This window comes from Serratia sp. CoH_122_TC_1, assembly GCF_058191755.1.
In genome coordinates this window covers 24,611-36,947 of the sequence record NZ_JBXWLA010000029.1, presented here as the reverse complement: position 1 = coordinate 36,947, position 12,337 = coordinate 24,611, and the positions used below count along the sequence as shown (strand labels likewise).

Sequence of the window (12,337 nt, the reverse complement as noted above, 5' to 3'; positions counted from 1 at the left end):
ATGCGCAATACGCGCCGCGGCCGTTGTCAGATGGTCAGGATCCAGCTCAATACCGATAAATCCCATACCTTCGAGTAGAGCAGCTTTACCGGTGGACCCTGACCCCATAAACGGATCCAGCACGACACCACCGGCAGGGGTGATCAACCGGCAAAGGTAGCGCATCAGCTCTACAGGTTTCACCGTTGGATGGATATTCCTGGCACCACCAGTACGCCCGGCACCAGCGCGGGGGTCATTCATGCCAGCACTGCCCTCCTTTCTTCCGCCGGTCATATCACTGGCCGTGTACGGTACAAAGCGCTCCATCCCTTCATCACGCTCAGATTTACTGACCTTTGCACAGTAGAAGAATCTCGCGGCGCTGCCTTGATCACCATGGTGGTAGCTGGCTACCCGATCAATCATGCCGCCAAACTTCACAGGACCGCTGAAACCATTGGCTGTTGGCTCTGTTCCCTTTACTGGCGCCCGGGCGCCGGCATTTTGTGGAAACTCGGTGATCACCTCTTCACTACCATCATGCAGGACGTTTGCAGGCCATCGGCCGAGCTGATCTGCTTTCCACTCCCCACTCTCTGGGGCTTTCTCGTCACGCACATGCGACAGCAGGCCACCAGCACCACCGATTAAAGCTTCCTCTGTCGGTACCCGGCAAAGATCGATATTTAGAGCACCAGTGCCGAACAGGACAACATTGCCCTCTACCGTGCCAACCAGTGGCTTACGGGCCATTACGATCGGCTCATGCGCAGGTTTTAATGCGGTCCCCTTCCCTTGGTTATCACCGGTAAGGTTTTTCGACTTCGGGAAGCCGCTGCCATAAATCCACATCAGCTGATCGCGGATCTCAAAACCGGCATCCTCGATGTTCACCACCAGGCGGTGATAAGTACGCGCCCCACCAAATGCCAGCAGATGTCCGCCAGGCTTCAGAACACGCAGGCATTCAACCCACTGGTCAACAGTCGGTACCTGGTAATCCCATTTATGCCCCATGAAGCTCAGCCCATACGGCGGATCAGTGACAATGGAATCAACAGAGTTATCAGCCATACCGCGGATAACATCCTCACAGCGGCCTACATTGAGTTGATAAATCACAGGATCCCCCTTTGCTGTTCAGCAGTGGCCAGCAGCTTGATGAAGCGATAACCCGCCTCGATGTTGAAGTGATTCAGTACGCCCACCCAGTTTCGTTCCCGGGCGATACGGCGCAGATCCTGATCATCAGCCCAAAGCCTGCGCAAGTAGCGAATCGACCACCAGCGGCGAACCTGTTGCAGCATGGCCACCAGCGGGAATACGGTGACGCCTAAAATTTGATGTGTTGCTGGTTTCATCCTGCCAATCTCCCCAAATCGTTCTCGCTGGCTTGGTCCACGGCCTTACCCCAAATCCCTGCCCATGCCTTTCTGGCGTCGTAGTCGGTCATACGCCCCAGGGAACCAGCCAATTGCTGGGCAATCCGTTCAACCTCATTGCGTGGCTTGCGGCGCTGGGTCACGATTCTCAGGTAGGCGTCATCGCGGGCGGTGGTATCCAATTTCTGGACCTTAGGCAGATCGTCAGCGCGAAACTCCTTGACCTTGAGGTAGCAGCTCTCGGTGATCAGGTAGTCGAAATCCTTCTTGCGCCACGTCCTGCCGCTGTTTGTGTCCGGTCTGTCTTCCAGCATCCACTGGCATTTCTTGGCGATGTAACGCAGGTAAGCACCCCACTTGTCCTGGTTCAGGTCGTAATCCTTCCAGAGTTTGCGCAGCACCTTCCGGCGGGCATCAGTGATTTTGATAACCTTTGGCATCGTAGGTAGCGTGGCGTGGAATACGTCCAGCACGGCTTGGTAGTCGATTTTCAGAGAATCATCCGCTTGCGGGTCGGCTGGCTCAGCCAGTTGACCAACAGGTTTTATTACTGATGGATCTTGTTTTGAATTTACTAACGGATCGTATCCAGATTCTGGAGGGTCAAAACGCCCTTTCTTGCTGGATTCTGACGGGTCAGATTTTGAGGTATCAAATTTTGATGCATCAGATTTTGACGTATCAGATTCTGGAGGGTGAAAGTTTGCCGCTGCCCGTAACTTCTCAACGTTCAACTGAGTCATGCTTGAAGTGTTGCGGTTGCCCTTGCGGCGCTGCTGGCGACTAATCCAACCATCCTCAACAAGTTTCGCCAGCGCTGCACTGACCGTGCTTTCACTCGCACCAATCTGACGGGCAATGGTCTTGGTGGAAGGCCAGCATAAGCCCTCGTCAGACGAGAAATCAGCCAGACGCGCCATGATGGCAACCATGGACAGCTTCATACCTGCCGCCGCGCAGCCATCCCACACGTATGCGGTTAGTTTTGTACTCATAATTCAAACCTGATAAATCGTGACCGAAATACGATCAGCGTGGTGGTCATCTTCCATTCGTAGCCAATCAGGCTGTAAGTAACCGTTTCATAGTCCTGATCAACTTCATGAACCAACACGGTCACATGGTTGCGATCACGGTAATAATTGCCTGCCTGGATGAGTAAATTCGCCATGTCAACCCACCATCAGTTCAGAGGCATAACGCTCAGCAATCCACTGAATGCCGCGCGGCGTCACGCGTGTTTGCGTATAGGCATGGCCTGAATGGTCGGAGGTGCCTGTTTTCACAGTAAGCAGCCCCTCTCGCTGACGTTGCGAATGCGGGAGGAGGTTATTGGACTGGCGGAACAACACCCGATCGCGGATCAGCGCTTCAATCATCGCCTTCTCTGGCATGTTCAGGGTTTTGGCTGTCTCACGCAGGCTCTTGGCACCGCTGGCGTCAACGTAGTGATCGACAAAGGCCACTTTCGGCGCGTCAGCCTGCACCTTCTGCTCCAGGGCGGCTTTCTGTTCGGCCATGTCGGCGGCCAGGCGCAATGCTTCAGGCAGTGATTGAGGAACAAAACCTGATTGTGCTGCGTCAAATGTGCGAATGACTTTGAGGTTGAACTCTGGGCTTATCCACATGGCATACGAATAAACAAGCTCCTTGCAGACGTATGACCCCTGTAGATTCCCCCCACGAATGACCGATACCGGATTTCCGGTAACGCTCAATAATTCAACAAGCGATTTAGTTTGCTCGTTCTCAAGCCAATAGCCTGGAGTGTGGCGTTTCTCATTGCCGGCCGCGCGATGCAGGTCGTTCAAGCAGTAACGACCTTGCGGATCCTGACGAATGGCAACACTATCAATGGCGATCATGCTGTTCATGCTGCACCTCCTTCGGCGTAGGTGTTGCCATTGTGGGCAAATTCGAACTCAGCCAACGGCTGGGTTAAAAGATGAGCTGCATGAAGACGCTCTATCCCCTCCTGACCACGGGCCAGCCAGTGACCGCTATCTACCACCCAGCGGGCAAACTGGTAGTTGCTGGCAATCCACCGACCCATTACATTTACTTCATACCGGAACGGCGACGCAGATTTACCGCCAGTCATTGCACGGCAACGAATTTGCGGCACCACTGAATTTCTGGTTAAATTGCTCATGCGATTATTTCTCCACACACTGATTTACTCGCACCGACGCCCAGGGGCTGCAACCACTGGGCGTCAACCTTTCTGACATTTGGCTTTTTTGCCAAACAACGCCAGTACAGCCCTAACCTCTGCATCACGCGCCTGAAGGTGCTTGCGGTGATAACGCATGATCTCGGCAGCTTCTTTCTCATCAATAACTCCATCAGCAAGCGACTCCTGAATGATTTGATCCACATGGCCACGGTGTGCGGCAGTGCGGATGCTTTTGCTGAATAACTCCACCTGGTCCAGTTCTTCCAACTCCGGGATCTCCACCACCAGCAAGCCGCGGCGCCGAGCGAAATAATGGGCCAGCAGGTTGGTACCGGAAATATCTTCCATTGCTTCCAACTCGCTGATCTCGAAGAAGCGGCAGCCGTTCTTCTCGTACAGGTTGTTGTTAAAAGCCGTCTCAGACATACCCAGTGCGCCGGCCATAGCCGAACGGCCACCAGCGACCGCCTTACACATGCCTTTCACTACATCTTTCAAATTTGGCTCTACCATGTTGTTTTTCCTTTGGTAGTTACGGTTATGCCGCCGGAGCGGTAGACTTCACATACAGATCTGGTTGGTACTTGAGTTCCCCACCAGTTAAATGCTCGATTCTCATGGCCTGTTTTTCGGGGATAACTTTCCCCCATCGGCACACCGCCGGATGTTTTATTCCCAACGCCATCGCGGTATTAACTACACCGCCAAAATGGGAAATTACTGTTTCTTTGTACATAGAAACTCCTTATTGATTTACACGATAAAGGTAACAAAAGGTACATAACAAAGCAAACACCTTTCACACTCTTATCGCGTAACATTGGTTACATGAAAACAGCAATGAACGATCGAATTCGTATGCGGCGACTGCAGTTGGATATGACCCAGCTCCAGTTAGCAAAAGCCGTTGGCGTGAGTCGGGTATCCGTCACCAAATGGGAGACGGGTGTCACTCAACCCGATGGGGAAAACTTACACGTTTTAGCTCGGGTTTTATCGTCTAACCCTGAGTGGCTTCTCTATGGCAAAGGTGGCGAAACAAGCTCAGATGACACGAAATTAAAACCCATTGCTGCGACCCCATATAATATTCCAGTAATATCCTCCGTGCAGGCCGGATCATGGACAGATTCCTACACCGCAGCACGCATTTCAGATGTTCTTAGGTGGTGTAGTACAACAGTGAATGTTTCCGATGATGCTTTTGGCCTTGATGTTCGTGGTGAGTCGATGACTAACCCCAATGGCAGCCCAACAATACCTGAAGGATCAACGGTTATTGTGGAACCTCACTATGGTTCAGTTGAGGAACTGTCTGGAAAAATCGTCGTTGCAATGGTCGAAGGTAGTTCTGAAGCAACAATAAAAAAACTAGTGATTGATGGACCGAATAAGTACTTAATGCCACTTAATCCAAACTTTAAACCTATAGAAATAGATGGAAATTGCCGGATTATTGGCCGCGTAGTCCAGGTTACACAAGACCTCTAACAATCTCACCCAGCCCCTTTCGGGGCTTCTTTTTGCCCATCAATGTAACTTTAAGTACATTTCACTATTGACGACAAAGGTAACTATAGTTACATTAAACCCATCAACAGCGAACAGGCAGGACGCCCACGAAGTAGCCGCCCGAGGCGCATGAAGATCGGGATGATTCGCTAAGCAGTGATACTCAGTAAGGGGTTTAGGTGATGAGTAAGCGAGAGCCAGTTATCGTCGCAAATGAATTTACCAACGATGAACTATATGCATGGATGCAGGAAAAATTATCTGCCATGCGCCAGTTAAAAGCATTGCAAATGGAAAAAGCCTCAATGGAGCTGAGGCTTGCGGTGATTACCGAAGATATAAGAGTTATCGGTCTTCGGAGTTGTATAGAAGTTTGTCAGCAAAAGTTGGGTCCCACTCTTCATCCAGTAGGTCAGGGAACACAACGAAGTGCTGATCTAGAGCAATAGACGCAAGTATGCGAGAGGCTTCAGCCGGTAACGATTCAATTTTTAGCTCGTCGTGCAAGGCAAGCATTGCATCAGAAAGCGATAACGAACGTATCTCGGTTAATGGCCACTTGTACTTTAGTAGCAGTTTGTGATGAAGCGCCGAGACACCTTTCAGATCGTTATATCGGGTCCCAAAATCGACCCGGTGTTGTGCCAGGACGGCATCTAGGGCGCATAGCTGAATGGCTGGAAGATAACCGTGACTTCCTGTTAGCCTTTGATGCTGATGGCACTGTGCTGGATATCAAGCAGGCTGTTGGTGCCGTCCGCCGCATCACCATTGAGTCAATTTCAACCTCCGATCATGAAGAGAACGACTTCAGTGGCAAACGCTCGCTGATGGAAAGCGTTGAAGCCAAGAGCAAAGACGTTATGCCGGCGGCCTTCGAATTCAAATGCGTACCTTATGAAGGTCTGGGCGAGCGCCCCTTCAAATTGCGCTACAGCATTATCACCAGCGATAAGCCGATTTTGGTTCTACGAATTGTTCAGTTGGAAACAGCTGAGGAAGAAATTGCCGCTGAATTCCGAGACCTACTGATCAGCAAGTTCGATGGCGTTGAAGTCGAATCCTTCATCGGTAAATTTAAAGCTTAATTAAACCTTAGTAATACAGCCTCAAATACCCCAGCAATGGGGTATTTGGTGAAGTGTTGCCAAAAACTGTGTGGAGAGAAATTATGTCTTGGATTCTAACATTTACTGGCAAGCGTTTTGATTACGCCTCGCCATCCGTGGACGATATTTGTATTGAAGATATCGCTCAAGCGTTATCACATGAATGCCGCTTTAACGGGCATATCCCTGAATTTTATAGCGTGGCTCAGCACTGTGTTATTGCCAGTCATATAGTGCCTGCTGAATATGCACTTGAAGCATTATTACATGATGCTCATGAAGCTTATTGTAAAGATATCCCATCGCCTCTTAAGCAATTAATTCCTGATTATCGTGGCATTGAAAACAATATTGATTTTGTTATTCGTTATAAATTTAATCTCCCGGCTACGAATAGCCCAGCAGTCAAGCATGCGGATCTAGTGATGCTGGCCACCGAACGCCGCGACCTCGATATTGACGACGGCACACCGTGGCCAATGCTCGAAGGGATCGCCCCTTCTGAAGACTTTTTCGTCTCTCCGGTAAATCCGGTGCAGGCTCGAACTATGTTCCTGCAGCGTTTCCACGAGCTGACCGCCAAGAGGGCTACGTGATGTTCGGCCTGTTCCTGCTCGTCTGCTACACGTACCAGCCGTGCGAATTCGTGCCGCAAGGCTGGGTGTATCCAGATCAAAGCAACTGCCTGGCGGATATCCACCAGCAGCAGTTACCACCTCAGTATGAATGCCTGCCGGTAGATGGTGTGATCCCGGCCCAGCGCCAGGAGGAAAAATGAGCAAAGTAACCTATCTTCACGCTTTAAATAAAGCGCATCTCACGGAGCAAATTTCACGTCAGAACAAGGCCCGCGCACCTTACAAAAATAAGGATAAAGACCGCTGGATTGAGGTGTGCAACGCGCATAACCGCAAGGCTATCCGTAAGGCTCGACGTTCGGTTGGCAAGTCTAACAGGAATGGCATTCGTCGAACTGCCAAGGGTATGTGCGGTTTTCTCATCGAACTAAATATTCTGGCCCAGATATGCCGATCCAATCGCGAATGGTTGGCTAAGAATCGGGAGGCAAAATGAAAGAGCTCAACTTTGACCCATCCGACCCGGACAAAATGAAACTTCCGGCGGGCAAGGCGTGCGGAAATTGCGGGCACATACGCCGCTGCAAGGCAATTTTCGGTCATGTTGAAACTGATACGTATTGCGACTGGTCGCCATCTCGCGCGGTGTTCTTGGACAAGGTGGAGGTGCGTGATGCCAGCAAATGAACGAAATCTATATCCCAACATAAAGCGAGTAGTTTGGAGTGATTGGGCCGAAGGGAAGGTTCGGCAGAGGCGCTGGCACCCAATGCGGGTGGCAATGCTGTTTCGCCTCGGCCCAGTAATTCCGACGCCAATGATCGCGAAAATGTTCGGCGTTTCACCCAGGGTCGTTCGGCAGAAAGCTGAAAGCCTTGGAATCCAGCTGTACAGATGCTTTCGGGATTACGCCGATTGGGAAATAAAGTTCATGAAAGATAATCGGCAGCGGCTGACCCAGGAAGAAATAGCACGGCATTTGGGTAGGACACGAGAAGCTGTATGCACAGCAATGCGCAAGCGCGGAATTAACCCCGGAAAGCCGCGTGGCGAACACCATCCCCATGCGAAATACAGCGACTACGATGTTGATCTGTGCCGAAAGTTGGCTGACGAAGGCCTAATCGCTACTGAAATCGCCGAAAAGATGGACGTGGTGGATTCCAGCACCGTCTGGCGTTGGATCAACTTCACCTGCCGTACAAACTTAGAACTCGAAGACTATGGGAGATTGAATGCATGATTCTGCCGCTTGAAAGACTGCGAGAAATAGCAGAGCGCCGATCGCCTAGCTTGCGATGGGGTGAGGCTGAGAAAATTGCAGCAGAACTCCTGGCTAACCGGGAGGCGCAGCCTGTGGCAGTTCCAGAATACCTCACGTACCTGAAAGATCCGATAATCAGTAATGTGCTGGCAGACGATGATAATTCACCTATGGCGAACGCAGCGAGAATTCTAGCGCGCGAAGTTAAGTTCTGGCGGTCGCAGCCATTATTCACCGCCCCGCCAGCGCCAGCAGTGACCAGCGAGATGTTAGAGGCAATGGACGAGGTGATCCGCATTTCCGATCGCGGCCATGACGCATGGAACCGCGCAAAAGAAGCTATTGCAGTATGCCGCGCCGCAATCCTGGCAGCAGCGCCAACACAAGGTGAGAAACAATGAACGACTTAATGATCGACCTGGAAACCATGGGCAACAAGCCCAACGCGCCAATCGTGGCGATCGGTGCTGTGTTCTTCGACCCGGCCACCGGCGAACTGGGACCGCAGTTCTATACAGCTGTGAATCTGGCAAGCGAGCTGGCCGCCGGCGCCGTTCCTGATGGCGATACCATTAACTGGTGGCTGAAGCAAAGCAGTGAAGCCCGAGCGGCGATCACCGACGACGAAGCCAAACCAATAGCTGATTCCCTCGATGCCCTCACTCGTTTTGTTGCTCTCGGTTGCAATCAGCCGAAGTACCTGAAGGTCTGGGGCAACGGCGCCGCCTTCGACAATGTCATTCTTCGCGGGGCTTATGAGCGCTGCGGTGTGCCGCCCTGCTGGAACTGGTTCAACGATCTGGACGTGCGCACCATGGTGAACCTCGGCCGGCGGATTGGGTTTGACCCAAAACGTGATCTGCCCTTCGACGGAGAACGCCACAACGCGCTGGCTGATGCCATTCACCAGGCGCAATACGTTTCAGCAATCCACCAGCGATTACTGAAACCCCACCAGCAACATACCGAACTGTAATTAATTCCGGCCCGTTGCAGCGGGCCCCAAACGTGGAGAAATAATATGTCTACTGTTGATCTGTCTGCTTTGCAAGGCATCAAGATACCAGCCTTAGAAGGCATGGGCGTATTCATCATCCAGCCGAATGAATGGTTGACCAAAGAGTGGTTAATTCTGGTCACCGGAATTTCGGAGGGGAAGATCCGTGCTTACCGTCGTAAGGGCGCCTGGCGCCAGGGGAAGGAGTGGGTATTAGTTGCAACCGATGGCGATAACAAGCCTAACAGCGACACCATGTATCACCTCCCCACGATAAACGCCTGGTTCGCCACCCAGCGCGGCCGCCAGCCGACGGACTGAATAAGGCTATGTTATGGAGAAGAAGAGAGCATATCCCACCGGGGTCGAGAGCCACGGTGGCTACCTTCGCGTCTGGTTTATTTTTAACGGCAAACGTCATCGGGAGTCCCTGGGGCTCCCGGATACACCCAGAAACAGGAAAACGGCCGGCGAAATGCGCCAGGCGATATGTTTTGCGATCCGCTCAGGCACTTTTGACTATGCGAAACAGTTTCCTCAATCTGCTGCTGTTGCAGAAAACAAAGGGGCATCGAAGGATCTGACGGTGGCGGACCTGCTGTCGCGCTACCTGTCATTGAAGACCCCGGAACTGTCACTGAATACGCTCCGTCGATACGAAGTGAAGCTGGAAACCTGCAGCCAGATCCTCGGCAAAGGCCGGCTGGCCAGAACGCTGACGCAGGAAGACTTACTGCGACTGCGTAACGAGCTGCTCACCGGCCTGCAGCGACCGCGGCGTAACCGGAAAACCGTCACCAAAGGCAGAAGCGTGGCCACGGTTAACGACTATATGACCTGTACCAAGGGAGCCATCAAGTTTGGCTATGACAATGGTTACATTGATGTCGACCCGGGGATTTCTGTCAGCAAGTTAAAGCGGGCTAAGGTCCGGCCGGATCCACTGACGCAGGATGAATTCTCGCGCTTTATCAATGCTTGCCTGAATGAGCAAACTATTAACCTGTGGACTGTGGCCGTTTATACCGGGTTACGTCATGGGGAGATCGCCGCGCTGGCATGGGAAGATATCGATCTGGATGCAGGCACACTCACGGTGCGCCGCAACTGGACCTCAGTGAAGCAGTACACGTTGCCAAAAACGCAGGCCGGTACCGACCGCGTTATTTTTTTGATGCAGCCGGCGGTCGACGCCCTGAAAAGACAACAGGCCATCACCCGATTGATGCCGCAAATTTTGGTTAACGTGGTACTGAGGGAGGTGGGGAAATCGAGGAAGGATCCGTGCACGTTCGTTTTCAAGCCTGGTGTGAATGGTCACGGTGCCGTGGGCGATCGCTATACGGTCACCTCAATCAGTGATAGCTGGGATAAAACGTTAAAACGGGCTAAACTTCGGCATCGAAATGCGTACCAGTCGCGCCATACTTATGCGTGCTGGTCACTGTCCGCCGGGGCCAACCCTGCGTTTATTGCAACGCAGATGGGGCATACCTCGGCGCAGATGCTGTTCAACGTGTACGGTGACTGGATCCCGGACCACAATAGTGACCAGTTAACACTGTTGAATTCAAAGCTCAGTAAAAATGCCCCATACATGCCCCATAGCAAGAGTGGGACATCATAAAAACCAGTAACCAAGAGGGTTAGAGCACCGTGGCTCAATACGTCTATACCATGCATCGCGTCGGCAAAGTGGTTCCGCCGAAGCGTCACATCTTGAAAAATATCTCTCTGAGCTTCTTCCCTGGCGCCAAAATTGGTGTGCTGGGTCTGAACGGCTCGGGTAAATCCACCCTGCTGCGCATCATGGCTGGCATCGATACCGATATCGAAGGTGAAGCTCGCCCGCAGCCAGGGATTAAAATCGGCTACCTGCCACAGGAACCGCAACTGAACCTGGAGCATACCGTCCGCGAGTCGGTCGAAGAGGCGCTGGCGGAAGTGGTTGGTGCTCTGAAACGCCTGGATGAGGTGTACGCGCTGTACGCTGAAGAAGGCGCTGACTTTGACAAGCTGGCCGCTGAACAGGGCCGCCTGGAAGAGATCATTCAGGCTCATGATGGCCACAATCTGAATACCCAGCTTGAGCGTGCCGCCGATGCGTTACGCCTGCCAGAATGGGACGCGAAAATCGCCAACCTTTCCGGTGGTGAGCGTCGCCGCGTAGCGCTGTGCCGCCTGTTGCTGGAAAAACCGGACATGCTACTGCTCGACGAACCAACCAACCACCTGGATGCTGAATCCGTGGCTTGGCTGGAACGCTTCCTGCACGACTTCGAAGGTACCGTTGTGGCGATCACGCACGACCGTTACTTCCTCGACAACGTGGCCGGCTGGATCCTCGAGCTTGACCGTGGTGAAGGTATTCCATGGGAAGGTAACTACTCTTCCTGGTTGGAACAAAAAGACGCTCGCCTGGCACAGGAAGCCTCTTCTGAAGCCGCTCGTCGTAAATCCATTGAGAAAGAGCTGGAGTGGGTTCGTCAGGGCGCTAAGGGCCGTCAGTCTAAAGGCAAGGCCCGTTTGGCGCGCTTTGAAGAGCTGAACAGCACTGAATACCAAAAGCGTAACGAGACCAACGAACTGTTTATCCCACCTGGCGCACGCCTGGGGGATAAAGTCGTTGAAGTCAGCAACCTGCGTAAGTCTTACGGCGACCGCGTGCTGATTGACGATCTCACCTTCGCAGTACCTAAGGGCGCGATTGTCGGCATTATCGGCCCGAACGGCGCCGGTAAATCGACGTTGTTCCGCATGATGTCCGGTCAGGAACAGCCTGATTCCGGCAGCATCGTGTTGGGCGATACCGTTAAGCTGGCCTCGGTCGATCAGTTCCGCGACAGCATGGACAATGCCAAAACCGTCTGGGAAGAAGTCTCCGGCGGTCAGGACATCATGCGTATCGGCAACACTGAAATGCCAAGCCGTGCCTACGTCGGCCGCTTTAACTTCAAGGGCGTCGATCAGGGCAAACGCGTAGGCGAGCTGTCCGGTGGTGAGCGTGGCCGCTTGCACCTGGCCAAGCTGCTGCAGGTTGGCGGCAACGTGCTGCTGCTCGACGAACCGACCAACGACCTGGACATCGAAACCCTGCGCGCGTTGGAAAACGCCCTGCTGGAATTCCCAGGCTGCGCGATGGTTATCTCGCACGACCGTTGGTTCCTTGACCGTATCGCCACCCACATTCTGGATTACCAGGATGAAGGCAACGTCGAATTCTTCGAAGGCAACTTCACCGAATACGAAGAGTACAAGAAACGTACGCTGGGCGCTGAAGCGCTTGAGCCACATCGTATCAAGTACAAAAGAATCGCCAAGTAATCCGAAAGGCGCC

The 12,337-nt window shown here is 52.6% G+C and carries 21 protein-coding genes and 1 pseudogene; 13 read left to right on the top strand and 9 right to left on the bottom strand.

Going from position 1 to position 12,337, the window contains the following annotated elements:
• The 8 genes from AC2FC2_RS25625 to AC2FC2_RS25590 form a co-directional block, all read right to left on the bottom strand.
• On the bottom strand, positions 1-1,104 hold a 1,104-nt coding region (locus AC2FC2_RS25625), incomplete at its 3' end, for a DNA methyltransferase (RefSeq protein ID WP_490660122.1).
• Positions 1,101-1,343 carry a hypothetical protein gene (locus tag AC2FC2_RS25620; RefSeq protein ID WP_490660121.1) on the bottom strand — a complete coding sequence of 81 codons (243 nt, stop codon included), beginning with the start codon at positions 1,341-1,343 and terminating at the stop codon, positions 1,101-1,103. The genes AC2FC2_RS25625 and AC2FC2_RS25620, both read right to left, overlap by 4 nt.
• Positions 1,340-2,359: a helix-turn-helix domain-containing protein gene (locus AC2FC2_RS25615; RefSeq protein ID WP_490660120.1), complete on the bottom strand. Its 1,020-nt coding sequence runs from the start codon at positions 2,357-2,359 to the stop codon at positions 1,340-1,342. Before AC2FC2_RS25615 ends, AC2FC2_RS25620 begins: the two co-directional genes overlap by 4 nt.
• The gene (locus tag AC2FC2_RS25610) at positions 2,356-2,535 is read right to left on the bottom strand and encodes a DUF4222 domain-containing protein (RefSeq protein WP_490660119.1); all 180 of its coding nucleotides are present in this window, start codon (positions 2,533-2,535) and stop codon (positions 2,356-2,358) included. Before AC2FC2_RS25610 ends, AC2FC2_RS25615 begins: the two co-directional genes overlap by 4 nt.
• A gap of 1 nt (position 2,536) precedes the next feature.
• The gene (locus AC2FC2_RS25605; protein ID WP_490660118.1) at positions 2,537-3,238 is read right to left on the bottom strand and encodes a phage antirepressor KilAC domain-containing protein; all 702 of its coding nucleotides are present in this window, start codon (positions 3,236-3,238) and stop codon (positions 2,537-2,539) included.
• Positions 3,235-3,417 carry a hypothetical protein gene (locus AC2FC2_RS25600; protein ID WP_490660117.1) on the bottom strand — a complete coding sequence of 61 codons (183 nt, stop codon included), beginning with the start codon at positions 3,415-3,417 and terminating at the stop codon, positions 3,235-3,237. Before AC2FC2_RS25600 ends, AC2FC2_RS25605 begins: the two co-directional genes overlap by 4 nt.
• Positions 3,418-3,579: 162 nt before the next feature.
• Entirely contained in the window at positions 3,580-4,053 is a 474-nt protein-coding gene (locus tag AC2FC2_RS25595) for a YmfL family putative regulatory protein (protein ID WP_490660116.1), read from the bottom strand.
• 25 nt (positions 4,054-4,078) lie between these two features.
• Positions 4,079-4,276, bottom strand: a complete 198-nt coding sequence (locus AC2FC2_RS25590; RefSeq protein ID WP_490660115.1) for a Cro/CI family transcriptional regulator — start codon at positions 4,274-4,276, stop codon at positions 4,079-4,081.
• Positions 4,277-4,368: 92 nt separating this feature from the next.
• Here AC2FC2_RS25590 and AC2FC2_RS25585 point away from each other — a divergent pair, with 92 nt between their 5' ends.
• Positions 4,369-5,031 carry a LexA family protein gene (locus AC2FC2_RS25585; RefSeq protein ID WP_185959354.1) on the top strand — a complete coding sequence of 221 codons (663 nt, stop codon included), beginning with the start codon at positions 4,369-4,371 and terminating at the stop codon, positions 5,029-5,031.
• Between the two features lie 203 nt (positions 5,032-5,234).
• Positions 5,235-5,501, top strand: coding sequence for a hypothetical protein (locus AC2FC2_RS25580; protein ID WP_490660114.1), 267 nt, complete (start codon positions 5,235-5,237; stop codon positions 5,499-5,501).
• On the opposite strand, the gene AC2FC2_RS25575 is transcribed toward AC2FC2_RS25580, so the two are convergent.
• Positions 5,398-5,700, bottom strand: a complete 303-nt coding sequence (locus AC2FC2_RS25575; protein ID WP_490660123.1) for an ECs1072 family phage-associated protein — start codon at positions 5,698-5,700, stop codon at positions 5,398-5,400. The two genes, AC2FC2_RS25580 and AC2FC2_RS25575, sit on opposite strands and share 104 nt — an antisense overlap.
• 14 nt (positions 5,701-5,714) lie before the next feature.
• Here AC2FC2_RS25575 and AC2FC2_RS25570 point away from each other — a divergent pair.
• The 11 genes and pseudogenes from AC2FC2_RS25570 to ettA form a co-directional block, all read left to right on the top strand.
• Positions 5,715-6,140 (top strand): annotated as a pseudogene (locus AC2FC2_RS25570) (DUF2303 family protein); the annotation flags it as partial.
• Positions 6,141-6,223: 83 nt separating this feature from the next.
• On the top strand, positions 6,224-6,757 hold the full coding sequence (locus AC2FC2_RS25565) for an HD family hydrolase (protein ID WP_490660113.1): 534 nt from the start codon (positions 6,224-6,226) through the stop codon (positions 6,755-6,757).
• Positions 6,757-6,939: a DUF1482 family protein gene (locus tag AC2FC2_RS25560; protein ID WP_490660112.1), complete on the top strand. Its 183-nt coding sequence runs from the start codon at positions 6,757-6,759 to the stop codon at positions 6,937-6,939. The genes AC2FC2_RS25565 and AC2FC2_RS25560 overlap by 1 nt, the downstream gene beginning before the upstream one ends.
• Positions 6,936-7,235, top strand: a complete 300-nt coding sequence (locus AC2FC2_RS25555; RefSeq protein WP_490660111.1) for a hypothetical protein — start codon at positions 6,936-6,938, stop codon at positions 7,233-7,235. Before AC2FC2_RS25560 ends, AC2FC2_RS25555 begins: the two co-directional genes overlap by 4 nt.
• Entirely contained in the window at positions 7,232-7,426 is a 195-nt protein-coding gene (locus AC2FC2_RS25550; RefSeq protein WP_490660110.1) for a hypothetical protein, read from the top strand. The genes AC2FC2_RS25555 and AC2FC2_RS25550 overlap by 4 nt, the downstream gene beginning before the upstream one ends.
• Positions 7,413-7,982 carry a helix-turn-helix domain-containing protein gene (locus AC2FC2_RS25545; RefSeq protein ID WP_490660109.1) on the top strand — a complete coding sequence of 190 codons (570 nt, stop codon included), beginning with the start codon at positions 7,413-7,415 and terminating at the stop codon, positions 7,980-7,982. The genes AC2FC2_RS25550 and AC2FC2_RS25545 overlap by 14 nt, the downstream gene beginning before the upstream one ends.
• Positions 7,979-8,404, top strand: coding sequence for a hypothetical protein (locus tag AC2FC2_RS25540; RefSeq protein WP_490660108.1), 426 nt, complete (start codon positions 7,979-7,981; stop codon positions 8,402-8,404). Before AC2FC2_RS25545 ends, AC2FC2_RS25540 begins: the two co-directional genes overlap by 4 nt.
• The gene (locus AC2FC2_RS25535) at positions 8,401-8,979 is read left to right on the top strand and encodes a 3'-5' exonuclease (RefSeq protein ID WP_490660107.1); all 579 of its coding nucleotides are present in this window, start codon (positions 8,401-8,403) and stop codon (positions 8,977-8,979) included. Before AC2FC2_RS25540 ends, AC2FC2_RS25535 begins: the two co-directional genes overlap by 4 nt.
• Positions 8,980-9,024: 45 nt before the next feature.
• Positions 9,025-9,321 carry an excisionase family protein gene (xisR, locus tag AC2FC2_RS25530; RefSeq protein ID WP_260679782.1) on the top strand — a complete coding sequence of 99 codons (297 nt, stop codon included), beginning with the start codon at positions 9,025-9,027 and terminating at the stop codon, positions 9,319-9,321.
• A 13-nt stretch (positions 9,322-9,334) separates the two neighbouring features.
• The gene (locus AC2FC2_RS25525) at positions 9,335-10,627 is read left to right on the top strand and encodes a site-specific integrase (protein ID WP_490660106.1); all 1,293 of its coding nucleotides are present in this window, start codon (positions 9,335-9,337) and stop codon (positions 10,625-10,627) included.
• A 29-nt stretch (positions 10,628-10,656) separates the two neighbouring features.
• On the top strand, positions 10,657-12,324 hold the full coding sequence (ettA, locus tag AC2FC2_RS25520) for an energy-dependent translational throttle protein EttA (RefSeq protein WP_037420609.1): 1,668 nt from the start codon (positions 10,657-10,659) through the stop codon (positions 12,322-12,324).
• The last annotated feature ends 13 nt before the right edge of the window (positions 12,325-12,337 follow it).